This window comes from Pseudomonas sp. HS6 (assembly GCF_023375815.1).
Classification (GTDB): domain Bacteria; phylum Pseudomonadota; class Gammaproteobacteria; order Pseudomonadales; family Pseudomonadaceae; genus Aquipseudomonas.
Map to the genome: position 1 here is coordinate 3,137,541 of NZ_CP067412.1, position 23,060 is coordinate 3,160,600.

Here is a 23,060-nt window from a genome sequence, read left to right on the forward strand (position 1 = left end):
AGTTTTTCACTCGGTAAGGTACAGGCATGCAAGGCTCGCCGTGTCGGTGGGAAAAGACCCGTTATAATGAGCCCGATTTTAACCGCAAGCCAAGCGCGCCGCGTCCTGAACGAGCGCGCCTTTTTATTGGAGAGATTACATGCCGTCGTTCGACGTGGTATCCGAACTGGACAAACACGAACTCACCAACGCGGTCGAGAACGCCGTGAAGGAACTCGATCGTCGTTATGACCTGAAAGGCAAGGGCAGCTTCGAATTCAAGGAAAAGGACCTGACCGTCCACCTGACCGCTGAAGCCGATTTCCAGCTGGAAGCGATGATCGAGATCCTCAAGCTGGCCCTGGTCAAGCGCAAGATCGACGTGCAGTGCCTGGAGGTCAAAGACTCCTTCGCATCGGGCAAGCTGATGAAGCAGGATGCCGTTCTGAAGGAAGGTATCGACAAGGAACTGGCGAAGAAGATCGTCGGCCACATCAAGGAGGCCAAGCTCAAGGTGCAGGCCGCCATTCAGGGCGAGCAGGTGCGTGTGACCGGCAAGAAGCGTGATGACCTGCAAGAAGCCATCGCTGCCCTGCGTGCCAAGGAATTTGGCATGCCACTGCAATTCAACAACTTCCGCGACTGAGCCATCCGAGTCGGGAACCTCTCGGCGTTTTCAGCGTCCGAGGCCCAAGCAGCGGCAGAAACGATTGAGCCCCAACAGGGCCGGTCGTTCTGCCGCTGATTTTTTCAGCCCGGGAAGCCGGCAATCAGGAGATAAAAGATGGATTTGAATGCTGAGGTAGACAACCTGGTCAAGGCGTCCCAGGCGTGGATTCCGATGATCATGGAATACGGCAGTCGTGTGCTGCTGGCAGTGATTACCCTGGCGATCGGCTGGTGGCTGATCAACAAGGTCACACAAAAACTCGGCGGCCTGCTGGCTCTGCGCAATGCCGACCTGGCTCTGCAAGGTTTCATCAGCAGCCTGGCCAACATCATTCTCAAGGTGCTGTTGATCGTCAGCGTGGCATCGATGATCGGCGTCGAGACCACTTCGTTCGTCGCGGCGATCGGTGCGGCCGGCCTGGCCATCGGTCTGGCGTTGCAGGGCAGCCTGGCGAACTTCGCCGGTGGCGTGCTGATTCTGCTGTTCCGTCCGTTTCGTATCGGTGACTGGATCGAAGCGCAAGGCGTGGCGGGTACTGTCGACAGCATCCAGATTTTCCACACCGTACTGCGTACCGGTGACAACAAGACCATCATCGTGCCGAACGGCAATCTGTCGAATGGCATCATTACCAACACCAATCGTCAGCCAACCCGCAAGGTTGTGTTCGATGTAGGTGTCGATTACGAAGCCGATCTGCAAAAGGCCCGTCAGGTGCTGCTGGATCTGGCCAAGGATGATCGCGTTCTGCAGGATCCGGCGCCGCAGGCTGTCATTTCTACCTTGGGCGATAGTTCGATCACTGTTTCCCTGCGGGTCTGGGTTAAAACTGCAGACTATTGGGATGTGATGTTCATGTTTAACGAACAGTCCCGTGATCGTTTAAAGACTGCCGGCATCGATATTCCGTTTCCACAGCGCGTGATTCGTGTGGTTCAGGAATCGGCAGTGTAATGATAGGTTGCTAATTAAATGCCTGACTTGTTGGTCAGGCATTTATTACAAGTGACAGGCAATAAAAAGGCCCATCCGAAGATGGGCCTTTTTTATGCTACCAAACTAACCACTGACGATTACAAGATGTTCAGTGGGTATTCGGTGATCAGACGGAACTCTTTCACGTCACCTTCTTTCTCGTCAGAGTTGGCAACGTGCCAAGCTTGACGAATACGGAAGGACAGGTCTTTTGCCGGGCCGCTTTGAACCACATATTTGGCTTCAAAGTTGGTTTCGTGGTGTTTGCCATCTTCACCGTAGAGACCGGCGTAAGCGCTACCCGCTGGAGTGTGGGTACCGTCGATATCCCAGCCTTTAACGTAACGAACCATGAAGCTCAGACCAGGAACGCCATACTCGGCCATTTTCAGGTCGTAACGGGCTTGCAGGGATTTCTCGCCTGCACCGTTAAAGTCGGAGTACTGGATGGAGTTGGCGAGGAAGATCGAGTCGCCACCACGGTTGTTCTTGCCCACGCCGATGTAGTCGAACGGGGTGTCGCCGTTGACCTTCTGGAAGGCCAGGGTGAAGGTGTGCGCTTTCAGGAACGACAGCGCGGTCGCCAGGGAGAACGCGGTGTTGCTGATTTCGCCAGCTTTCGCGCTACCGGTATCGGTGGTGCGGTAGATGTTGAAGTCAGTGTTCAACGAAGTGTCACCACCGAATGGAGTGGTAAGGTTCACGTTCGCGTAGTACTGGTTCCAGATGTCTTCCAGCTTGGCGCCGTACAGGGATGCAGTCAGGTTGTCAGTGATGCCGTATTTACCACCGAAGTAGTCGATGTTTTTGGCTTCAACACCTGCGTAAGTGGCGTAGAGGCCGCCTTCACGAGCGTTTTTGTCCTGGCTGGTAGCCGAGTAGAAGTGACCGGCTTCGAGATCGAGGTCTTTGACTTCGCTGCTCTGCAACTGGAAGCCGCTGGCAGTTTGCGGAAGGATACGGGAACCGCCTACAGCGAACACTGGAGCAGTGCTTGGCTGTTGGTCACCGATTTTCAGCTCGGTTTTGGAGATGCGGAATTTGATCGCAGCGCCGGCTTTGCCTTGGCTATCATCAACGTCATGGGCATAACCGTTGGCTTTGACAGTATTGCTGCGGCTCATGTTGCCGGTACCGGAAGTACCGTCACCGCCGTCCAGTTTGACCGCCAGGTAACCGAATGCATCGATACCGACGCCTACGGTGCCTTGGGTGTAACCGGAAGTGAAGTTGCCGAGGAAACCCTGGGTCCAGTCTTTCTGGTCGTGGCCGCCGTTCTTGTTGTCGCGGTTGAAGTAGTAGTTCTTCAACGTCTCGGTCAGTTTGGCGTCGTCAACAAAGCCTTTGGCTTCAGACTGGTCACTAACAAAAGGTGCGGCCGTAGCCAACTGAGTACTGGCGGCTGCTGCAACTGCCAGTGCGATCATGCTCCACTTCATCACGCGCATCGTGATTTGCTCCTTTGGTTTTAGAAGAGTACTGCCGTCCCACCTGTTTTATTATCTGGGCGGCTCTTTCTTTTTGTGTCGGCGCAAACTTATATCACGCCGACAATGTTGGCGATACTTGCGCATACAACCTTTCATGTTCTTTACGACGCTGTCGCAAATGGCTTGGTTGATGTCGCAAATTCACAGTACCAATGCAGCCGGACTGACAACTTTATCGCTGTTTCTGGGCCTTTTTGCATCGGTAAAAAAGAGTCCCTGGCAAAACACTTGAATCTCCATCGGGCAACCCTGCCACTGTTTTTTTCGGGTTTTGAGTCACCACTTCCCGTGGCGTGCTCATAGCCCATATGAGTACGAATGCAACAAGCGTGCACAAACCGCAAAATTGATGCGGTTATTTTTCCATGGCCCCGCTTGTGGCTGTAAAAACCTTGTAAATACGGGCTCGCGCGCCCCTTTTTGATTTGGGTTGACGCGCTTGCTCGCTTGGTGTTGCCTCGCCCGGTTTTGCGCATGACAACCAAAAACGTTACCGGTTCACCCTGTCAGTGAGTATTTGGCGGATGCCCGAGCCAATGAGCGTAGACGCACTGTACGGTTTTGGTGCAAATAATTTTTCCGGCTGTACTGAATTCATACACTTGCGTCACTCGGCGGCCTTGAATACATCGGAGAATCCCGGTCATTTCGGCGTGTTGCGCGGTCGTGCCGGGTCCGTCCTGGTGCGTGATTGCCACAAATGTCACATGTCGGGGCGCCGGAAAAAGTCGGCAGGAGCGGTTCGTCGTGAAGGCCGGGGCATTCGAAGGTATGCTGCCGTCCTGTCGTTTAGTGCGCCGTCCGCAGGTCGGGCCCACTAAGCTGAATAATGTCGATCGGCCGGGAGTGCATGCAGTGTTTGCTTTAGATTCACGACTTCAACAGGACACGCTGACCATCGGCGACTTCCCGCTCTGCCGGCTGCTGCTGTCCAACGACGCCAACTACCCCTGGTTCATCCTGGTGCCTCGTCGCGACGATATCAGCGAGTTGTTTCAGTTGGATGTCGCTGACCAGCAGCGTCTGTGGCAGGAAACCACGGCCCTGGCTGAAGTGCTCAAGGACTCGTTCGATGCCGACAAAATGAACGTCGCTACCTTGGGCAACGTCGTCAGCCAGATGCATATGCATGTCATCGTACGTAAAGTTGATGACGCTGCGTGGCCGGCGCCGGTCTGGGGCAAGCACCCCGCCAAACCTTACAGCGCCGAGCAGGTAGCTGCGATCCGCGAGCGCCTGCGTCTGGTGCTGGACGACGATTTCAAGTTTCTGGAGGTTTGATCATGAACCTGGAAGACCGCGTCAATGATCTGGAAAGCCGGCTGGCATTTCAGGACGACACCATTCAGGCGTTGAACGATGTGCTGGTGGAGCAGCAGAGAGTCGTGGAACGTCTGCAATTGCAGATGGCTGCGCTTCTCAAGCGTCAGGAAGAAATGGTCGGCCAGTTCGGGTCCTTTGAAGAAGACGCACCGCCGCCGCATTACTGATTTTCTGTATTTTATTTTGGCAATAAAAAAACCGCGAACAGCCAGGCTGTTCGCGGTTTTTTCGTTTCAGATCAGCGACGCGGCAGGGCGGCGATCACGTCCTCGGCTTGCAGGCCTTTGTCACGGTTCATCACCGAGAATTCCACGCGCTGGCCTTCGACCAGAACGCGGTGGCCTTCGCCACGGATGGCGCGAAAGTGCACGAAAATATCATCGCCGGAATCCCGGGAGATAAAGCCGAAGCCCTTGGAAGTGTTGAACCACTTGACGGTGCCGGTATCGCGGTTGCTCATATCGTAGCTTTGCGCGGCGGCGGCCGGTGAGGATTTGTAGAAGCTGACGGCCAGGTGCACGGCCACGGCAACCAGAGCAATGACCAAGCTGAACAGCACAGCCGGCTGGCCGGCGATGACAGGCATCGGCGCGATCAGGGTCAGGGTTTGCAGGACGACGGTCAGTACCAATAATGCGCTGACCAGGTTTTGCAGATGCTGGCGCGGGCCTTTGTTCCAGTACGGGATGACTGGAGCGAGAACCAGGTTCAGCAGGCCGAAAAAGGCCAGGTAAAGTGCATCGGGCTGTTGCAGGTAAGGTACGGCTTCGGTTTTCAAGCTAGGTATGAAGGACAGCAGCAAGGCTGCTGCGCCCATTAGCAGGTGGACGATTTTCAACATTTTTAATGACTCACGTTATGACGGCTCACAAGGAAGAGCTGAAGGCGCACGGTTCGCTTCGAAACAATAAGAGGCGGTGGACACGTACCCGGCATCAGCCTATGCGCAACACCCGGAAAACAGGGCGTAGCGACACACGTCCTATTTAACAGCAAAGCCCGCAGCTACTCAAATCACGCCGGCCAGCGGCGAGGCGTGGGGCGATTTGTCGCCTCTATCGGGTCGATACGGGGGCTGTCATGGGTGGGAGGCCTTGCTACAGTGAACCGACACCTGCTGGATGAATTCAATCGCCGTTAGGGGGTAAGCATGGCAATCGATATCGGTATCAGTGAAGAAGATCGCAAATCCATCGTCGAAGGGCTGTCGCGTCTGCTGTCGGACACCTACGTGCTGTATCTGAAAACTCACAACTTCCATTGGAATGTCACCGGGCCGATGTTCCGTACCCTGCACCTGATGTTCGAAGAGCAATACAACGAACTGGCCCTGGCCGTGGACCTGATCGCCGAGCGCATCCGCGCCTTGGGTTTTCCTGCGCCGGGTGCCTATGCGACTTACGCGCGTCTTTCCTCTATTAAAGAAGAAGTGGGCGTGCCGAGTGCCGAGGACATGATCAAGCAACTGGTCGAAGGCCAGGAAGCGGTCACTCGCACAGCGCGCGGTATTTTCCCGCTGCTGGATAAAGTCAGTGATGAGCCGACCGCGGATCTTTTGACTCAACGCATGCAAGTCCACGAGAAAACCGCGTGGATGCTCAGGGCACTGCTCGAAGCCTGATTACCCGAGGCGCACGAACACGATTTGTGGGCCGTGCGCCCGTTTTGGCCGGGAAAAAGCCTTCGCTATTGTAGGAAGCGACGAAAGTACTCCGCTGGTCCCTGATCCTCCCTGTTGTGTTGGCTTATCCTACGCCGACGGTCAAAAAGTCGTCTGGATATACCTTTGCCGCTGCGCTTTTAATGAGGTCACAGGATGTTGCCTTGAAAACAAGCAGAGATGGCAAAGGAGTGTCAACGATATGGAAGGTGGAGACAGGCGAAGTGATATCGCCATCGGCTCGCGGCAGGACAGGGCTATAGCGCCGTTTCTTGACGAATTCGACATGGCATTGATCCGGCCATTGGCCCGGTCGGTGCGTTTGAATGGGTTTGCGACCTGTATGCGGCTGGAACAGGTCTACTGGAACATTCTGGGTCGCATGGCCGAGGATAATTGCTGTTCGGTCGGCACGCTGCTGTCCCGTGTCGATCGCGAAGTGCATTTGCGTCATGGCGGCGTGAAGAACTTCAGCGGTCTGGTACGGGTGGTGTGTGTCGTGCATGGCATGCGCACCCCCGGGGGTTGCCAATGACTGGGCGGCCTGTGCAGTCTTCCGGCTGCACAGGCCGCATTTAATGGATATAATCCCGCTCTTTCGCCACACCGCCCTGCGGAAGCTGGCAATCTGATCGCCGAGACAACGCCATGCCGATGTACGATTACCAATGTGCTTCCTGTGGTCATCAGTTGGAAGCCATTCAAAAGATCAGTGACGCACCACTGGTCGACTGCCCTGCCTGCCAGGCACCAGAGCTCAAGAAACAGCTGTCCATGCCAGGCTTTCGCCTCAGCGGCAGCGGTTGGTACGAAACCGATTTCAAGACCGGCACAAAGAAGAATCTGGCCGGTGGCGACAAATCTGACTAGGGTTCAGGCCCAGGTCGAACGACACGCGCGAGCATCCACCGGTCGCACATAGCTTGAGTGCGATGGATCTCCACCGAATTTCGAATTACGAGAAGCGAAACCACTACCATGATGCGCAGCCATTATTGCGGCCAACTGAACGAAAGCCTGGAAGGCCAGGAAATTACCCTTTGCGGATGGGTTCACCGTCGCCGCGACCACGGCGGGGTGATTTTCCTCGATATCCGTGATCGTGATGGTCTGGCCCAAGTGGTATTCGATCCTGATCGCGCCGAGAGCTTCGCCGCCGCCGATCGCGTGCGCAGCGAATACGTTGTGAAGATCACCGGCAAGGTGCGTCTGCGTCCGGCCGGTGCCACCAACGCCAACATGGCGTCGGGCATGATCGAAGTGCTGGGCTACGAACTGGAAGTGCTGAACGAGTCGGAAACCCCGCCGTTCCCGCTGAACGAGTTCTCGGACGTCGGTGAAGAAACCCGTCTGCGCTATCGCTTCCTCGACCTGCGTCGTCCGGAAATGGCCGAGAAGCTGCGCCTGCGTTCGCGCATGACCACCAGCATCCGTCGCTTCCTCGACGAAAACGGCTTCCTCGACGTTGAGACGCCGATCCTGACCCGTGCAACCCCGGAAGGCGCGCGCGACTACCTCGTGCCAAGCCGTACTCATGCCGGTTCGTTCTTCGCGCTGCCGCAATCGCCACAGCTGTTCAAGCAACTGCTGATGGTTGCCGGTTTCGACCGTTACTACCAGATCGCCAAGTGCTTCCGTGACGAAGACCTGCGTGCCGACCGTCAGCCGGAATTCACCCAGATCGACATCGAGACCAGCTTCCTCGATGAAAAAGAGATCATGGGCCTGACCGAGCAAATGATCCGCAACCTGTTCAAGGAAGTGCTGGATCTGGAATTCGGCGAGTTCCCGCACATGACTTTCGAAGAAGCCATGCGCCGTTACGGTTCCGACAAACCAGACCTGCGTATTCCGCTGGAGCTGGTCGACGTTGCCGATCAACTGAAAGAAGTTGATTTCAAGGTGTTCAGCGGCCCGGCCAACGACCCGAAATGCCGTATCGCCGCACTGCGCGTTCCAGGCGGGGCGAGCATGCCGCGCAAGCAGATCGACGACTACACCAAGTTCGTCGGCATCTACGGTGCCAAGGGCCTGGCGTACATCAAGGTCAACGAGCGTGCTGCCGGTGTTGACGGTCTGCAATCGCCGATCGTGAAAAACATCCCGCTGGACAACCTCAATGCGATCCTCGATCGCGTTGGCGCAGTTGACGGCGACATCGTGTTCTTCGGTGCCGACAAGGCCAAGATCGTCAGCGAAGCCCTGGGCGCGCTGCGTATCAAGCTCGGTCACGACCTGAACCTGCTGACCTGCAAGTGGGCACCGATGTGGGTCGTCGACTTCCCGATGTTCGAAGAGAACGAAGACGGCAGTTTCTCCGCCTTGCACCACCCGTTCACCGCGCCGAAATGCTCCCCTGAAGAGCTGGAAGCCAACCCGGCGGGCGCTCTGTCCCGCGCCTACGACATGGTTCTGAACGGCACCGAGCTGGGTGGCGGTTCGATCCGTATCCACCGTAAAGAGATGCAGCAAGCGGTATTCCGCCTGTTGGGCATCAACGAAGCAGAACAGGAAGAGAAGTTCGGCTTCCTGCTCGACGCCCTGAAATACGGTGCGCCGCCGCACGGTGGTCTGGCTTTCGGTCTGGACCGTCTGGTGATGCTGATGACCGGCGCCCAGTCGATCCGTGAAGTGATCGCCTTCCCGAAAACCCAGAGTGCTGCCGACGTGATGACGCAGGCGCCGGGTGTTGTGGATGCCAAGGCATTGCGCGAATTGCACATTCGTTTGCGCGAAACGCCAAAGGCTGAGTAAGACGGGCCTGAAGGCGCATCTTCGGATGCGCCTTTTTTCTTTCTGTATCCCATGAAAGCAGGTCGCAATTTTGTGTTTGCTGGCCGATGCGCGAGCATGGCGGGCAACGTTTCAAAGAGAATTCGGAGCGAGATATGGCAGGTCATTCCAAGTGGGCGAACATCAAGCACCGCAAAGAACGTCAGGATGCCAAGCGAGGCAAGATCTTCACCAAGTGGATCCGTGAACTGACTGTTGCGGCCCGTCAGGGCGGCGGCGATCCGGGCTCCAATCCACGTCTGCGTCTGGCCCTGGACAAGGCGCTGAGCGCCAACATGAGTCGCGACATCATCGATCGTGCAGTGGCCCGTGGCGCCGGTGCGACCGAGGCCGACAACGTTGAAGAGTTGACCTACGAAGGTTATGGCCCGGGCGGTGTGGCCGTGATGGTCGAGTGCATGACCGATAACCGCAACCGTACCGCAGCGGCTGTGCGTCATGCGTTCAGCAAGTGTGGCGGCAACCTCGGTACTGACGGCTCGGTGGCGTATCTGTTCGAGCGCAAGGGTCAGATCAGTTTTGCGCCGGGTGTCGATGAAGATGCACTGACGGAAGCGGCACTGGAAGCAGACGCCGATGACGTGGTCACTCATGAGGACGGCTCGATTGACGTGTTCACCTCGTTCACCAGTTTCTACGCCGTGCGTAATGCGCTGGAAGCGGCCGGTTTCAAGGGTGATGACGCGGAGATCGTCATGCAACCGACCACCAGCGCCGAGCTGGATCTGGAAGGTGCCGAGAAGGTGCTCAAGCTGATCGACATGCTGGAAGACCTGGATGACGTGCAGAACGTCTATTCCAACGCGGACATTCCGGAAGACGTGGCTGCTCAGCTCGGTTAAGAGCGACTACGATTCAATGTGGGAGATTTCGTGTTTGAGGAAAACACTCAAACATGGAATCTCCCACATTTGTTTTTGTGTTTTTTCGAATCTGCAGGCTTATGACTTTAATTCTTGGTATCGACCCCGGTTCGCGCATTACCGGTTACGGCATTGTTCGTGATACCGGACGAGGCGGTTGTATCTATGTTGCCTCGGGCTGCATCCGCACCGGCGCCGGTGAACTGCACGAGCGCCTGCAAATCGTCTATCGCGGCGTACGCGAGATTATCCAGACCTATGGCCCGGTGACCATGGGCATCGAAAAGGTGTTCATGGCAAAAAACGCCGACTCGGCGCTGAAGCTCGGGCAAGCCCGTGGGGCTGCTATCGTTGCTGGCGCCGAAGAGAGCCTGGAGATCGCCGAGTACACGGCAACCCAGGTCAAGCAGGCCGTGGTCGGCACCGGCGCCGCCAATAAAGAGCAGGTGCAGATGATGGTCATGCACATGCTTAAACTGACCAGCAAGCCGCAAATCGATGCCTCGGACGCCCTGGCCATTGCCATTTGCCATGCACACACACGCTCCAGTCTGCTGCCGCACGGTTTGGGAACAGCACGCAGTCGTGGCGGGCGCCTGCGTCTCTGATAGCATCAGCATCAAATTTACGGAATGCGGACTCGCGCGCCTGTGTTGTCGGCCGGAGTCCTTCGTTCTGATTGTCGCCAGCCCCCGGCTGGCCAACGCTCAAGGATCTGAAAAGTGATTGGACGCTTGCGCGGCACCCTCGCTGAAAAACAGCCGCCGCACCTGATTCTGGATGTAAACGGCCTCGGGTATGAGCTGGAAGTGCCCATGACCACCCTGTATCGCCTGCCGTCGGTCGGTGAACCGCTGACCCTGCACACCCATTTGGTCGTGCGTGAAGACGCGCAGTTACTTTATGGTTTTGCTGGCAAGCGTGAGCGAGACTTTTTTCGCGAGTTGATCCGTCTCAATGGTGTAGGGCCGAAACTGGCCCTGGCCTTGATGTCGAGTCTGGAAGTCGACGAGCTGATCCGTTGCGTGCAGTCCCAGGACACCTCGGCGCTGACCAAGGTGCCGGGTGTGGGCAAGAAAACCGCCGAGCGTCTGCTGGTGGAGCTCAAGGATCGCTTCAAGGCGTGGGAAACCTCGCCGGCCATGTTTGCGCTGGTGCCGAACCAGCCGGACGGCCCGGCGCCGGTCAACACCGCCGAGAACGACGCGGTCAGCGCGCTGATTTCCCTGGGCTACAAGCCGCAGGAAGCAAGCAAGGCGATTTCCGCGATCAAAGAGAAAGGCTTGAGCAGCGAAGACATGATCCGACGCGCCCTGAAGGGAATGATTTAAGTGATTGAAGCTGATCGTCTGATCGCCGCTACGCACAGTCCGCGTGAGCGCGAAGAAGTCCAGGATCGGGCGATACGTCCCGTCAGCCTGGCCGAGTACATCGGCCAGCCGACCGTTCGCGAGCAGATGGAACTGTTTATCCAGGCCGCCCGTGGCCGCAACGAATCCCTCGACCATACCTTGATCTTCGGCCCGCCGGGTCTGGGCAAGACCACGCTGGCCAACATCATTGCCCAGGAAATGGGCGTGTCGATCAAAAGCACCTCGGGCCCAGTGCTTGAGCGTCCGGGTGATTTGGCGGCGCTATTGACCAACCTTGAACCGCACGACGTGCTGTTCATCGATGAAATTCATCGTCTGTCGCCAATCGTCGAAGAAGTGCTGTACCCGGCGATGGAGGATTTCCAGCTCGACATCATGATCGGCGAAGGGCCGGCGGCGCGCTCAATCAAGCTTGATCTTCCGCCGTTCACGCTCGTCGGCGCAACGACGAGGGCGGGGATGCTGACCAATCCGTTGCGTGACCGTTTCGGTATCGTCCAGCGTCTTGAGTTCTACAGCACCGCGGACCTGGCGACGATTGTCAGCCGTTCGGCGAACATCCTCGGCCTGCCGCTGGACCCGGAAGGCGCTTTCGAGATTGCCCGTCGTGCCCGTGGCACGCCGCGAATCGCCAACCGTCTGCTGCGCCGGGTACGGGATTTCGCCGAAGTCCGGGCCAAAGGTCATATCACCAAGTCAGTCGCTGATCTGGCACTGAACCTGCTGGATGTCGACGAGCACGGCTTCGATCATCAGGACCGGCGTCTGCTGCTGACCATGATCGAGAAGTTCGATGGCGGACCGGTCGGTATCGACAGCCTGGCGGCGGCGATCAGCGAAGAGCGCCACACTATCGAAGATGTGCTGGAGCCGTACCTGATTCAGCAGGGTTACATTATGCGTACGCCGCGGGGCAGGGTGGTGACCCGGCACGCGTACCTGCATTTTGGCTTAAACATTCCGTCACGAATGGGCGAGATGCCTGTGGTAGACGAGTTTCTCGATGCCGTGGACGATTAATACACATTTATTGTCGATTTATTCAGCGTTTGTACTGTCTCAGGACGGTACTTTTGCGGTAAAGCCTTCGAACAATGAAAAACAGTTGCCTGGCCGGATTGGCAACCCGAGGAGTAAGCACTAGAGTATGCGCGCGCAAAACGGGCTTGAGTCGTTCGCACATCGTTGTCGCGTTTATTACGAGGACACCGATGCGGGCGGCATCGTGTATTACGTTAATTACCTCAAGTTTATGGAACGGGCTCGAACCGAGCGGCTCCGAGAGCTGGGCTTTGCCCAGTCGGCGCTGGCAGGGGAGGACCTGTTGTTCGTCGTGCACTCCAGCGAAGCGCGATATCACGCGCCGGCGCGACTGGACGACGAGCTTCTGGTAAGCGCTGATGTAATCGAATTGAACCGTGCCAGCCTGCGCTTTCGACAGCAGGTCAGGCGGGCAACGGATAATGTGCTGCTCTGTGAGGGGCAGTTTCTGGTGGCCTGTGTGCGCACTAACAGTTTGAAACCCCGGGCCCTTCCCGAAGACTTGCGTGCGGCTTTCGCCGACGCGGTCGGCACGGGTACACACTTAAAGCAGGAGATAAAGCGTGGAAGCTAACGTCGTCGACCATTCCTCCATGTGGAGCCTGGTCAGCAATGCCAGCATCGTGGTGCAGTTGGTAATGTTGACTCTGGTGGCCGCATCGGTGACCTCATGGATCATGATCTTTCAGCGCAGCAATCTGATACGCGCCGGTCGACGTGCCCTGGAGAGCTTCGAGGAGCGCTTCTGGTCGGGTATCGACCTGTCCAAACTCTATCGTCAGGCCGGCAGCAACCCGGATCCGGATTCGGGCGTCGAGCAGATCTTCCGTGCCGGTTTCAAAGAGTTCTCGCGTCTGCGCCAGCAGCCGGGTGTCGATCCTGAAGCAGTGATGGAAGGCGTGGCCCGTGCCATGCGTGTTGCCATCTCCCGCGAGGAAGAAAAACTCGAGCAGAGCCTGCCATTCCTCGCCACCGTCGGTTCGGTCAGCCCGTACATCGGTCTGTTCGGCACGGTCTGGGGGATCATGAACTCCTTCCGCGGCCTGGCCAGCGCACAACAAGCCACTCTGGCCACTGTGGCTCCAGGCATCGCCGAAGCCCTGATCGCCACCGCGATCGGCCTGTTCGCCGCGATCCCGGCCGTTATCGCTTACAACCGTTTCTCTGCCCGCAGCGAAACCTTGCTGAGCCGCTACTACACCTTCGCCGATGAATTCCAGGCGATCCTGCACCGCAAAGTGCACACCAGCGAAGAATAAGCAGGTATTTCCCGATGGCTTTAATCACTCGAGCCCGACACAAGCGCAAGCCGGTCGCCGAGATGAACGTAGTGCCTTACATCGACGTGATGCTGGTGCTGCTGGTCATCTTCATGGTGACTGCGCCGATGCTCAATCAGGGCGTGAAAGTGGATCTGCCCAAGGTTTCCAGCGAAGCCTTGCCGCAGGACAACAACACCCAGGTGCTGACCATTTCGATCAAGGCTGACAAGACCTACTACTGGAACCTTGGCAGCGAAGTCGATACTGAAAAGCAACAGGACCGGGCCATGACCCTGCCACAGATGACCGATGCGGTGACCAAGATCATTCGCGCCGGCACTGAAGGCGGCAAGCGCACCCAGGTCTTCATCCGTGGCGACAAGTCCGTCGATTATGGCTCCGTCATGGGCGCCATGGGCGGGTTGCAGAAAGCCGGGGTCGGTAATGTTGGCTTGATTACCGAGGCCCCCTAATGCAGCAACAGCGAGAGCCGTCCGCCTCGGAAAGCTACTTCTGGCCTAGTGTCTGGGCGATTGGCTTGCACGTGCTGGTGTTCGGCATGCTGTTCGTCAGTTTTGCCCTGACGCCGGAGCTGCCGGTGGCCAAGCCGATTGTCCAGGCGACCCTGTACCAGCTGAAATCGAAAAGTCAGGCAACCACCCAGACCAATCAGAAGATTGCGGGTGAGGCGAAGAAATCCGCCGCGCGCCAGACCGAAGTCGAGCAGATGGAGCAGAAAAAGGTCGAGCAGGAAGCGGTGAAGGCTGCGGAACAAAAGAAAGAAGAAGCGGCTCAAAAGGCCGAGGAAGCCAAGCAGGCCGATGAGGCGAAAAAAGCGGAACAGGCGAAGAAGGCTGACGAAGCCAAGAAAACCGAAGACGCGAAGAAAGCCGCCGACGCCAAGAAGGCAGAAGAGAAACAATTGGCTGATATAGCCAAGAAGAAAGCCGAAGAAGAGGCCAAGAAGGCTGCTGAAGAAGAGGCCAAGAAAGAGGCCGCTGAAGAAGCCAAGAAGAAAATCGTCGAAGACGCGAAGAAGAAAGCCGCCGAAGACGCCAAGAAGAAATCCGAAGCTGAAGAGGCGAAGAAGAAAGTCGCCGAAGACGCCAAGAAGAAAGCTGCTGCCGATGCTGCGAAGAAGAAAGCGCAGGACGCGGCACGCAAATCGGTCGAGGACAAGAAGGCTCAGGCTCTGGCCGACCTGCTGTCCGACAAGACCGAACGTCAGCAGGCTTTGGCAGATGAGGTTGGCGATGAAACCGCAGGCAACTTCGATGATCTGATTCGTTCGCGAGCATCTGAAGGTTGGGCGCAGCCTCCGTCGGCCCGCAAAGGCATGAAGGTGGTACTGCAAATCAACATGCTCCCTGACGGAACGATCTCCGGTGTTTCGGTTGCTCATTCCAGCGGTGATGCGCCGTTCGACAGCTCTGCCGTCGCGGCTGTAAAAAATATTGGTCGATTGACCGAAATGCAGGGTCTGAAGCCAGCGGATTTCGCACCCTATCGTTCATTCAAGATGACATTCACACCTGAGGATCTAGCCTTGTGAGAAACCTTCTTCGAGGACTGCTTGTAGTCATGTTCTGCTTTGCAGGACTGGCCTCGGCAGATGAAAAAAATATCCTGGTCAGCAGTGGCAGCTCCCAGGCAACGCCAATTGCCGTCGTGCCGTTCGGATTCCAGGGCGGCGCCGTCCTGCCGGATGACATTGCTGAAATCGTTGGTAACGACCTGCGCAACTCGGGTTACTACGCACCGATTCCAAAGCAGAACATGATCAGCCAGCCAAGCCAGCCGAGCGAAATCATCTTCCGTGACTGGAAGGCGGTAGGTGCTCAGTTCATCATGGTCGGCAACATCGTTCCGGCCGGTGGTCGCTTGCAAGTGCAGTGGGCTCTGTTCAACGTCGCCACCGAGCAGAAAGTGGCAGACGGCAGTGTTTCCGGTACGACCGAGCAACTGCGCGACATGGCGCACTTCATCTCTGACCAGTCGTTCCAGAAATTGACCGGTATCGATGGTGCGTTCTCGACTCGCCTGCTGTACGTGACGGCTGAACGCTTCTCCGAGAAGAACACCCGTTACACCCTGCAGCGTTCGGACTATGACGGTGCCCGCGCCGTGACCCTGCTGCAGTCGCGCGAGCCAATCCTGTCGCCGCGTTTCGCACCGGACGGCAAGCGTATTGCCTATGTGTCGTTCGAGCAGAAGCGCCCACGCATCTTCATGCAGAACATCGACACCGGTCGCCGTGAGCAGATCACCAACTTCGAAGGCCTGAACGGCGCGCCAGCCTGGTCGCCGGACGGCAATCGCCTGGCGTTCGTACTGTCGAAAGACGGCAACCCGGACATCTATGTGATGAACCTCGGTTCGCGTCAGATCACCCGCGTGACCGCAGGTCCTGGCATCAACACCGAACCGTACTGGGGCAAGGATGGTTCGACCATCTACTTCACCTCGGACCGTGGCGGCAAACCACAGATCTACAAGACCAGCGCAAGTGGCGGCGGTGCGGAGCGAGTGACCTTTATCGGTAACTACAACGCCAACCCGAAGCTTTCGGCAGATGAAAAGACCCTGGTAATGATCCATCGCCAGGACGGATTCACCAATTTCAAGGTGGCAGCCCAGGATTTGCAGCGAGGAAGTGTAAAAATCCTCACTGATAGCACTCTGGACGAGTCGCCTACTGTTGCGCCCAACGGCACCATGGTAATCTACGCCACCCGCCAACAGGGCCGGGGAGTCTTGATGCTCGTGTCCATTAATGGACGCGTTAGGCTCCCGCTTCCTACCGCTCAAGGCGAAGTCAGAGAACCGTCCTGGTCCCCTTACCTGAAGTGAGCGGGCGCTACACGTTTTACTTAACACACTGGGGTTCATTAGGAGTTTCACGATGGAAATGCTGAAGTTTGGTAAATTTGCTGCGCTGGCTCTGGCCATGGCTGTAGCTGTAGGTTGCTCGTCCAAAGGCGGCGACAACGCCGGTGAAGGCGCTGTTGATCCAAACGCTGGTTACGGCGCAAACACTGGTGCCGTTGACGGTTCCCTGAGCGAAGAAGCTGCTCTGCGCGCAATCACCACCTTCTACTTCGAATACGACAGCTCGGACCTGAAGCCAGAAGCCATGCGCGCTCTGGACGTTCACGCCAAAGACCTGAAAGCAAACGGCGCTCGCGTTGTTCTGGAAGGCAACACCGACGAACGTGGTACTCGTGAGTACAACATGGCACTGGGCGAGCGTCGTGCGAAAGCCGTTCAGCGCTACCTGGTACTGCAAGGTGTTTCCCCAGCTCAGCTGGAACTGGTTTCCTACGGCGAAGAGCGTCCAGTTGCTACCGGCAACGACGAGCAGTCCTGGGCTCAAAACCGTCGCGTCGAACTGCGTAAGTAATTCGATATGCGAACGTGCCGTCGTGCTGTAACTGTTTTGGCTCTCAGCCTCGCGCCGCTTGCGGCGTGGGCTGCGGTTCCTGTGGTCGATGACAACTCCGGTTATAACAATAGCGGGAGCAGTTATCCGCCTGCGGGTTACGGTACGAACGGCGCCTATGCCGGGGGAGCGGCTTCGGCCCCTGCCTCGGCACAAGGCATGCTGTTCAACCAATTGCAACAAATGCAGGATCAGATATCGCGCCAGCAAGGTGTGATCGAAGAACTGCAGAATCAGGTTGCGCGCATGAAGCAAGAGTCCCTGGAGCGATACCAGGATCTTGATCGGCGCATAGGATCCGGTGCTGCACCTGCCGCGACTCCTGAGAATTCTTCTGCCGGTGGCGATGCAAGTGCTGCTGCCGGTGCCGCTGCTGGAGCCGGGGCTGCTGCGGCCGCCCAGGCACCTGCCGCGGGTGGCGAACCGGCTGATCCGGCCAAGGAAAAGCTGTATTACGATGCAGCCTTTGACCTGATCAAGGCCAAGGATTTCGACAAGGCCAGCCAGGCTTTCGCCGCTTTCCTGCGTAAATACCCGAACAGCCAATATGCGGGCAATGCCCAGTACTGGTTGGGTGAGGTGAACCTGGCCAAAGGCGATCTGCAAGGTGCAGGTCAGGCTTTTGCCAAGGTTTCGCAGCTGTATCCCAAGCACGCCAAGGTGCCAGATTCGTTGTACAAGCTGGCTGACGTAGAGCGCCGGCTCGGTCACACCGACAAGGTCAAAGGCATTCTGCAACAGGTGGTGTCCCAATATCCGGGTACGTCCGCCGCTCAGTTGGCCCAACGCGATCTGCAACGCATGTAACACTGTTTGATCCGTTTAGAAGAAACCCGCGCTTGTCGCGGGTTTTTTCGTTAGAATTCACGCCCTTTTATGAAACACGCTTCTGGTGATCTACGCGTTGGCGGGGTTGCCTGAAGTGCCTGACGGAGGCGGACAGCCTGTTTAGCTGTTACGCCCGTGGCGATTATGCAAGACACATTGAGAATCACCGAAGTTTTCTACTCGTTGCAGGGGGAAACGCGGACTGCCGGGCTGCCCACGGTTTTTGTGCGCCTGACCGGTTGCCCATTGCGTTGCCAGTACTGCGACAGTGCCTACGCATTCAGCGGCGGCACCATTCGTACACTCGACGATATCCTCGAGCAAGTAGCCGGGTTCCGCCCGCGCTATGTTTGTGTCACTGGCGGTGAGCCGCTGGCACAGCCCAATGCTATCCCTTTGCTCAAACAGTTGTGCGATGCCGGCTACGAAGTCTCGCTGGAAACCAGCGGTGCGCTCGATATTTCGGCGGTCGATCCGCGGGTCAGTCGAGTTGTCGACCTGAAGACACCCGATTCGAAAGAAGCCCATCGCAACCGTTACGAGAACATCGAATTGCTGACCCCCAACGATCAGGTGAAGTTTGTCATCTGCTCGCGGGAGGACTATGACTGGGCGGTATCCAAGCTGATTCAGTACGGTCTCGAGCGACGTGCAGGCGAGGTGCTGTTTTCCCCAAGCCATCATGATCTGAATGCTCGTGATCTGGCGGATTGGGTGGTGGCGGATAACCTGCCAGTGCGGTTGCAACTGCAGCTGCATAAATATCTATGGAATGATGAACCAGGGCGCTGAGATGACTGAACAAGTGAACACTAACGAAAAACGTGCGGTAATCCTGCTGTCTGGCGGTCTGGACTCGGCAACGGTCGTGGCCATGGCCCGGGCAGAGGGTTACGCCTGCTACACCATGAGTTTTGATTACGGTCAGCGCTCCCATGCCGAGTTGCACGCCGCCGCACGTGTGGCTCGTGACCTGGGTGTGGTCGAGCACAAGGTTATCGGCCTGAACCTGAACGGCATGGGCGGTTCGGCCCTGACCGATACCAGCATCGATATCCCGGAAGAGTTGGGTGAAGGTATCCCGGTCACTTACGTGCCGGCGCGCAACACGGTGTTCCTGTCACTCGCACTGGGCTGGGCTGAAGTCCTCGGCGCCCGTGACATCTTTATTGGTGTCAACGCGGTCGATTACTCTGGTTACCCGGATTGCCGTCCCGAGTTCATCGAGTCGTTCGAACGCATGGCCAATCTGGCGACCAAGGCTGGCGTGGAAGGCAATGGTTTCCGTATCCAGGCACCGTTGCAGAACCTCAGCAAGGCGCAGATCGTCCAGGCTGGTGTGAAGCTTGGTGTTGATTATGGGCTGACCGTTTCCTGCTATCAGGCGGACGATAATGGCCGTGCCTGCGGCAAATGCGACAGCTGCAGACTGCGTGCAGAAGGCTTCGCAGCGGCCGGAATCAGCGACCCGACACCTTATTTTTGATTATTTTCAAATTAGGTGTTGAATAGTCCTTAAAAATCAGTATTATACGCGCCACCACACAGCGGGTCGTTAGCTCAGTTGGTAGAGCAGTTGGCTTTTAACCAATTGGTCGTAGGTTCGAATCCCACACGACCCACCATATTTGGCGGTTTAGAAAATCCGGAAGGCCCACGAAAGTGAGGATTTCCGGGTTTTTTTTTGCCTGCGATTCGGGCATGTCTCCTTTCGGCGCCGTTGCGCTGACACAGGTCAGAATCATCTTTTGCATCACCGGGATATTCTGTAGCCTTGCGCAGCTTCAACGCTGTCCGTGCCTGATAAAACTCACTCTCCCGGCGGTACCCTCAAGCGGTCCGGAGCCGGGTGTATACTCGACTTTCGCGCGAATGCGCCTGCAGGTCTTGCGAACATGACGCAGATTTCCGAACGCCTTCTGGTACAAGCCCACCTCGACGCCAAGCAGCCCAAGCCGCTGACCGCCGAGGAAGAGGCTTATTACCGTTCCGCCATCGCCGCCGAGCTCAAGGCTCAGGACGCGGTGCTGGTTGCACACTTTTATTGTGATCCGATCATCCAGGCCCTCGCCGAAGAAACCGGCGGTTGCGTTTCCGACTCGCTGGAAATGGCCCGCTTCGGCAACGCCCACCCGGCCAAGACCGTGGTGGTCGCCGGCGTGAAGTTCATGGGTGAAACCGCGAAGATTCTCAACCCGGAAAAACGTGTGCTGATGCCGACCCTCGAGGCGACCTGCTCGCTGGACCTGGGTTGCCCGGTGGATGAGTTCTCGGCGTTCTGCGATCAGCACCCGGAGCGCACGGTGGTGGTGTACGCCAACACGTCGGCGGCGGTCAAAGCCCGTGCCGACTGGGTGGTGACCTCAAGCTGCGCGCTGGAGATCGTCGAAAGCCTGATGGACAACGGCGAGACCATCATCTGGGGCCCGGACAAGCACCTGGGCACCTACATTCAGCGTCAGACCGGCGCCGACATGCTGCTCTGGGACGGTGCCTGCATCGTCCATGAAGAGTTCAAGTCCAAGCAGCTGGAAGACATGAAAGCGTTGTACCCGGACGCGGCTATCCTGGTGCACCCGGAGTCGCCGACCTCGGTGATCGAACTGGCGGACGCCGTCGGTTCCACCAGCCAGTTGATCGCAGCCGCGCAATCGCTGCCGAACAAGACCCTGATCGTTGCTACCGACCGCGGGATCTTCTACAAGATGCAGCAGCTGTGCCCGGACAAGGTCTTCATCGAGGCGCCAACCGCCGGTAACGGCGCAGCGTGCCGCAGTTGCGCGCATTGCCCGTGGATGGCCATGAACACCCTTGAGCGCACGCTGAAGTGCCTGAAGGAGGGTTCGAACGAGATCTTCGTCGACCCGGCGCTGATTCCCCAGGCGATTCGCCCACTCAAGCGCATGCTCGATTTCACTCAGGCTGCGCGGATGAAGTTGGCCGGCAACGCCTGATCTTGAACCGCAAACGAAAACGCCCCGATTTGATCGGGGCGTTTTTGCATCTGCAGGATTATTTGGCTTTCTTTGGAACCCGCACCAGTTGCGTATCCGAATAGATGTCATGCCAGGTGCGCTTCTGCTTGTCATACAGTGACCAGAAGAATCCAAGACCCGCACACAGCCACGACGCGATTGACACCATGAACCGCAGCAGCGCCTGCCACAGGCTGATCGCGGTGCCATCAGCGTTCTGTACGCGGATGCCCCACACCTGCATGCCCAGCGTCTGGCCGGCGTGAGTCCAGAACTTGGCGAAGAAGCCGAACAGCACCAGCAGCAGTACGGTGGAGTACAGCGGGTCGCCGTCCAGCTTTCCGGCGTCGGTCAGCAGGCGCAGGCGCTCTTCGCCGATGATCGCTGCCTGGATCATCTTGTAGATCCCGCCGGTGACGATCAGCAGAGCGGTACACAGCAGAAAGTCATAGAACATCGCTGCCAGACGACGACCCAGGCCGACGGCGGGGAAGTCGCCCTGAGGGATGAGCAGGTGTTTCGACATGGCAGCCTCTGGACGGAAAGTGAAGCGCCATTTTACGGATTCGCGCGCACAAAAAAGCCCCTGATATCAATATCAGGGGCTTTTTCGTAACAGAAGATCAGCCTTCGGCTTGTACTTCGTCAGCCTGCATGCCTTTCTGGCCCTGCACAGCCACGAAAGTCACTTTCTGGCCTTCTTTCAGGCTCTTGAAGCCGTTGCCCTGAATAGCGCGGAAATGCACAAACAGATCCGGACCGCTTTCTGGAGTGATAAAACCAAAACCTTTCTCGTCGTTAAACCACTTGACGGTACCGCTCTGACGTTGGGACATTTCTTATTTCCTTTGACGCAAAAATTGATGACAGTCTCTTCCTCATGAAAGAGTACTGGGGCTGGTTGCAGGAGAGTAAGAAGACGTCGAACGGGATGTAGCTAACTTGTAGGCTACTGCCCAGGTCACGATTCAAAGCTGACCCATGCAAACACAGTGGACAAACTCTACGCCAACTACAGGAGGAAAAACAAGCCCCGCGAGGGCCCCGGTTTTCCTGTGCTTGCTGGCAGTTAGTCAGTCCATTAGTCGGGCTTATACGATTAGCTTGTTCAATTGTTTTCGAACGTTATAAGCCAAGTTCATATTCGAATCGAATGTAAGAAAAGTGCACTGTTTTATGGCGATTGCGTTACACATTAGTGCACGCATAACGCAATCGCGTTACTTATAGAAACAGTCAATCAACCACGATAGTAGCGTTGTGGAACGAATGGCATTTTGCTTACAAGCATTTGCACCTTTTTCCCACGAACGATGGCCCAGACTGGCGTGTCCAGTGCGACATAGGCGCTGTCGAGGTAACCCATCGCCAATGGCCCACCCAGGGTCGGGCCGAAACCGCCGCTGCACACGCTGCCGATGATCTCGCCGGCTTCGTTGACGATTTCTGCCCCTTCACGGACCGGCGTGCGCTCCTGCGGCAGCAGGCCGACGCGTTTGCGCGCGACACCGTTCTGCTGCTGGCTGAAAACCTGTTCTGCACCCGGGAATCCGCCTGCTCGTGCACCGTCGGCACGGCGTGGCTTGGAGATGGCCCACAGCAGGCTCGCTTCGATTGGCGTGGTGTCGGTGTTCATGTCGTGGCCGTACAGGCACAGGCCGGCTTCCAGGCGCAGCGAGTCACGGGCACCGAGGCCGATGGCGGCCACTTCCGGTTCGGCGAGCAGGGCGCGGGCGAGTTTTTCCGCATCGGCTGCTGGTACGGAGATTTCGAAACCGTCTTCACCGGTATAGCCCGAACGGCTGACGAAGCAATCCACGCCCAGCAGTTTCACGCGAGCGAACTGCATGAAGGTCATCTTCGCCACTTCCGGCGCCAGGCGTGCCAGCACCGTCACAGCGGCCGGGCCTTGCAGGGCGAGCAGGGCGCGCTCTTCGAACAATTGCTCGATCTTGCATTGATCGCCGATGTGCTTCTGCAGATGCGCCAGGTCCTGGTCCTTACATGCGGCGTTGACCACCAGGAACAGTTCGTCGTTACCCAGATTGGCGACCATCAGGTCATCGAGGATGCCACCGGTTTCGTTGGTGAACATCGCGTAGCGCTGCATGCCTACCGGCAGGTCGATGATGTCCACCGGCACCAGGGTTTCCAGGGCTTTGGCGGCATTGACGCCGGTCAGGCGGATCTGGCCCATGTGCGAGACATCGAACAGCCCGGCCTGTTCACGAGTGTGCTGGTGTTCTTTCATCACGCCCAGCGGGTATTGCACGGGCATGTCGTAGCCGGCGAATGGCACCATGCGAGCGCCGAGTTCGATGTGCAGAGCGTGCAGCGGGGTTTTCGACAGTTGTTCGGTGGACATGCGGGACTCCTTGATTCACACCAA

Annotated in this window: 27 protein-coding genes and 1 tRNA gene; 23 read left to right on the forward strand and 5 right to left on the reverse strand. The window is 57.4% G+C overall.

All coding sequences use genetic code 11. The annotated features are described in order from the left end of the window. Positions 1-139 precede the first annotated feature (139 nt). Both JJN09_RS14130 and JJN09_RS14135 read left to right on the forward strand, forming a co-directional pair. Positions 140-625 carry a YajQ family cyclic di-GMP-binding protein gene (locus JJN09_RS14130; protein WP_007951218.1) on the forward strand — a complete coding sequence of 162 codons (486 nt, stop codon included), beginning with the start codon at positions 140-142 and terminating at the stop codon, positions 623-625. Positions 626-763: 138 nt separating this feature from the next. Beyond that, positions 764-1,603, forward strand: a complete 840-nt coding sequence (locus tag JJN09_RS14135) for a mechanosensitive ion channel family protein (RefSeq protein WP_007951217.1) — start codon at positions 764-766, stop codon at positions 1,601-1,603. A 119-nt stretch (positions 1,604-1,722) separates the two neighbouring features. On the opposite strand, the gene JJN09_RS14140 is transcribed toward JJN09_RS14135, so the two are convergent. Next, positions 1,723-3,072 carry an OprD family porin gene (locus JJN09_RS14140; RefSeq protein ID WP_249490662.1) on the reverse strand — a complete coding sequence of 450 codons (1,350 nt, stop codon included), beginning with the start codon at positions 3,070-3,072 and terminating at the stop codon, positions 1,723-1,725. A gap of 897 nt (positions 3,073-3,969) precedes the next feature. On the opposite strand from JJN09_RS14140, the gene JJN09_RS14145 reads away from it, so the two are divergent. Both JJN09_RS14145 and JJN09_RS14150 read left to right on the forward strand, forming a co-directional pair. Next, positions 3,970-4,395 carry an HIT domain-containing protein gene (locus JJN09_RS14145; protein ID WP_249490663.1) on the forward strand — a complete coding sequence of 142 codons (426 nt, stop codon included), beginning with the start codon at positions 3,970-3,972 and terminating at the stop codon, positions 4,393-4,395. Between the two features lie 2 nt (positions 4,396-4,397). Further along, a complete protein-coding gene (locus JJN09_RS14150) occupies positions 4,398-4,604 on the forward strand; it encodes a SlyX family protein (protein WP_249490664.1) in 207 nt (68 codons plus the stop codon). Between the two features lie 71 nt (positions 4,605-4,675). Here JJN09_RS14150 and JJN09_RS29665 read toward each other — a convergent pair whose 3' ends face one another. Beyond that, positions 4,676-5,278, reverse strand: a complete 603-nt coding sequence (locus JJN09_RS29665; RefSeq protein ID WP_302852062.1) for a cold-shock protein — start codon at positions 5,276-5,278, stop codon at positions 4,676-4,678. Between the two features lie 309 nt (positions 5,279-5,587). On the opposite strand from JJN09_RS29665, the gene JJN09_RS14160 reads away from it, so the two are divergent. From JJN09_RS14160 to nadA, 19 genes are all read left to right on the forward strand, one after another. Then, positions 5,588-6,058 carry a Dps family protein gene (locus JJN09_RS14160; RefSeq protein ID WP_192562175.1) on the forward strand — a complete coding sequence of 157 codons (471 nt, stop codon included), beginning with the start codon at positions 5,588-5,590 and terminating at the stop codon, positions 6,056-6,058. A 241-nt stretch (positions 6,059-6,299) separates the two neighbouring features. After that, positions 6,300-6,632 (forward strand): ribbon-helix-helix domain-containing protein, encoded by a 333-nt coding sequence (locus JJN09_RS14165; protein ID WP_249490665.1) that lies wholly within the window; start codon positions 6,300-6,302, stop codon positions 6,630-6,632. Between the two features lie 113 nt (positions 6,633-6,745). Continuing rightward, positions 6,746-6,967 (forward strand): FmdB family zinc ribbon protein, encoded by a 222-nt coding sequence (locus tag JJN09_RS14170; RefSeq protein ID WP_093430491.1) that lies wholly within the window; start codon positions 6,746-6,748, stop codon positions 6,965-6,967. A 108-nt stretch (positions 6,968-7,075) separates the two neighbouring features. After that, positions 7,076-8,851 (forward strand): aspartate--tRNA ligase, encoded by a 1,776-nt coding sequence (gene aspS / locus JJN09_RS14175; protein WP_249490666.1) that lies wholly within the window; start codon positions 7,076-7,078, stop codon positions 8,849-8,851. 134 nt (positions 8,852-8,985) lie between these two features. Further along, complete coding sequence (locus JJN09_RS14180) at positions 8,986-9,732, forward strand: YebC/PmpR family DNA-binding transcriptional regulator (RefSeq protein WP_034153419.1); 747 nt, start codon at positions 8,986-8,988, stop codon at positions 9,730-9,732. 101 nt (positions 9,733-9,833) lie between these two features. Further along, positions 9,834-10,361 carry a crossover junction endodeoxyribonuclease RuvC gene (gene ruvC, locus JJN09_RS14185; RefSeq protein ID WP_007951206.1) on the forward strand — a complete coding sequence of 176 codons (528 nt, stop codon included), beginning with the start codon at positions 9,834-9,836 and terminating at the stop codon, positions 10,359-10,361. A 114-nt stretch (positions 10,362-10,475) separates the two neighbouring features. After that, the gene (ruvA, locus tag JJN09_RS14190) at positions 10,476-11,084 is read left to right on the forward strand and encodes a Holliday junction branch migration protein RuvA (RefSeq protein ID WP_007951205.1); all 609 of its coding nucleotides are present in this window, start codon (positions 10,476-10,478) and stop codon (positions 11,082-11,084) included. Further along, complete coding sequence (gene ruvB / locus JJN09_RS14195) at positions 11,085-12,146, forward strand: Holliday junction branch migration DNA helicase RuvB (protein ID WP_249490667.1); 1,062 nt, start codon at positions 11,085-11,087, stop codon at positions 12,144-12,146. A 127-nt stretch (positions 12,147-12,273) separates the two neighbouring features. After that, positions 12,274-12,741 (forward strand): tol-pal system-associated acyl-CoA thioesterase, encoded by a 468-nt coding sequence (ybgC, locus tag JJN09_RS14200; RefSeq protein ID WP_096818294.1) that lies wholly within the window; start codon positions 12,274-12,276, stop codon positions 12,739-12,741. Next, a complete protein-coding gene (gene tolQ / locus JJN09_RS14205; protein WP_039766018.1) occupies positions 12,731-13,426 on the forward strand; it encodes a protein TolQ in 696 nt (231 codons plus the stop codon). The genes ybgC and tolQ overlap by 11 nt, the downstream gene beginning before the upstream one ends. A 23-nt stretch (positions 13,427-13,449) precedes the next feature. Further along, a complete protein-coding gene (gene tolR, locus JJN09_RS14210) occupies positions 13,450-13,902 on the forward strand; it encodes a protein TolR (RefSeq protein ID WP_162803534.1) in 453 nt (150 codons plus the stop codon). Further along, positions 13,902-14,981 (forward strand): cell envelope integrity protein TolA, encoded by a 1,080-nt coding sequence (gene tolA / locus JJN09_RS14215; protein WP_249490668.1) that lies wholly within the window; start codon positions 13,902-13,904, stop codon positions 14,979-14,981. The genes tolR and tolA overlap by 1 nt, the downstream gene beginning before the upstream one ends. A 29-nt stretch (positions 14,982-15,010) precedes the next feature. After that, the gene (gene tolB, locus JJN09_RS14220; protein WP_249490669.1) at positions 15,011-16,279 is read left to right on the forward strand and encodes a Tol-Pal system beta propeller repeat protein TolB; all 1,269 of its coding nucleotides are present in this window, start codon (positions 15,011-15,013) and stop codon (positions 16,277-16,279) included. 52 nt (positions 16,280-16,331) lie between these two features. Beyond that, complete coding sequence (gene pal / locus JJN09_RS14225; RefSeq protein WP_003178634.1) at positions 16,332-16,829, forward strand: peptidoglycan-associated lipoprotein Pal; 498 nt, start codon at positions 16,332-16,334, stop codon at positions 16,827-16,829. A 6-nt stretch (positions 16,830-16,835) separates the two neighbouring features. After that, positions 16,836-17,675, forward strand: a complete 840-nt coding sequence (ybgF, locus tag JJN09_RS14230) for a tol-pal system protein YbgF (RefSeq protein ID WP_096818288.1) — start codon at positions 16,836-16,838, stop codon at positions 17,673-17,675. 165 nt (positions 17,676-17,840) lie between these two features. Beyond that, entirely contained in the window at positions 17,841-18,488 is a 648-nt protein-coding gene (gene queE, locus JJN09_RS14235) for a 7-carboxy-7-deazaguanine synthase QueE (protein WP_007951198.1), read from the forward strand. Position 18,489: 1 nt separating this feature from the next. Beyond that, entirely contained in the window at positions 18,490-19,182 is a 693-nt protein-coding gene (gene queC, locus JJN09_RS14240) for a 7-cyano-7-deazaguanine synthase QueC (RefSeq protein WP_249490670.1), read from the forward strand. A 63-nt stretch (positions 19,183-19,245) separates the two neighbouring features. Beyond that, a tRNA-Lys gene (locus tag JJN09_RS14245) sits at positions 19,246-19,321 on the forward strand. 270 nt (positions 19,322-19,591) lie between these two features. Beyond that, positions 19,592-20,650, forward strand: a complete 1,059-nt coding sequence (gene nadA / locus JJN09_RS14250) for a quinolinate synthase NadA (RefSeq protein ID WP_039766022.1) — start codon at positions 19,592-19,594, stop codon at positions 20,648-20,650. Positions 20,651-20,708: 58 nt separating this feature from the next. Here the strand turns inward: nadA and JJN09_RS14255 are convergent, their stop codons facing one another. The 3 genes from JJN09_RS14255 to gcvT form a co-directional block, all read right to left on the reverse strand. After that, positions 20,709-21,197, reverse strand: coding sequence for an RDD family protein (locus tag JJN09_RS14255; RefSeq protein ID WP_249490671.1), 489 nt, complete (start codon positions 21,195-21,197; stop codon positions 20,709-20,711). A gap of 97 nt (positions 21,198-21,294) precedes the next feature. Then, the gene (locus JJN09_RS14260; protein ID WP_007934683.1) at positions 21,295-21,507 is read right to left on the reverse strand and encodes a cold-shock protein; all 213 of its coding nucleotides are present in this window, start codon (positions 21,505-21,507) and stop codon (positions 21,295-21,297) included. A 404-nt stretch (positions 21,508-21,911) separates the two neighbouring features. Further along, positions 21,912-23,036 (reverse strand): glycine cleavage system aminomethyltransferase GcvT, encoded by a 1,125-nt coding sequence (gene gcvT, locus JJN09_RS14265; RefSeq protein ID WP_249490672.1) that lies wholly within the window; start codon positions 23,034-23,036, stop codon positions 21,912-21,914. Between the last annotated feature and the right edge of the window lie 24 nt (positions 23,037-23,060).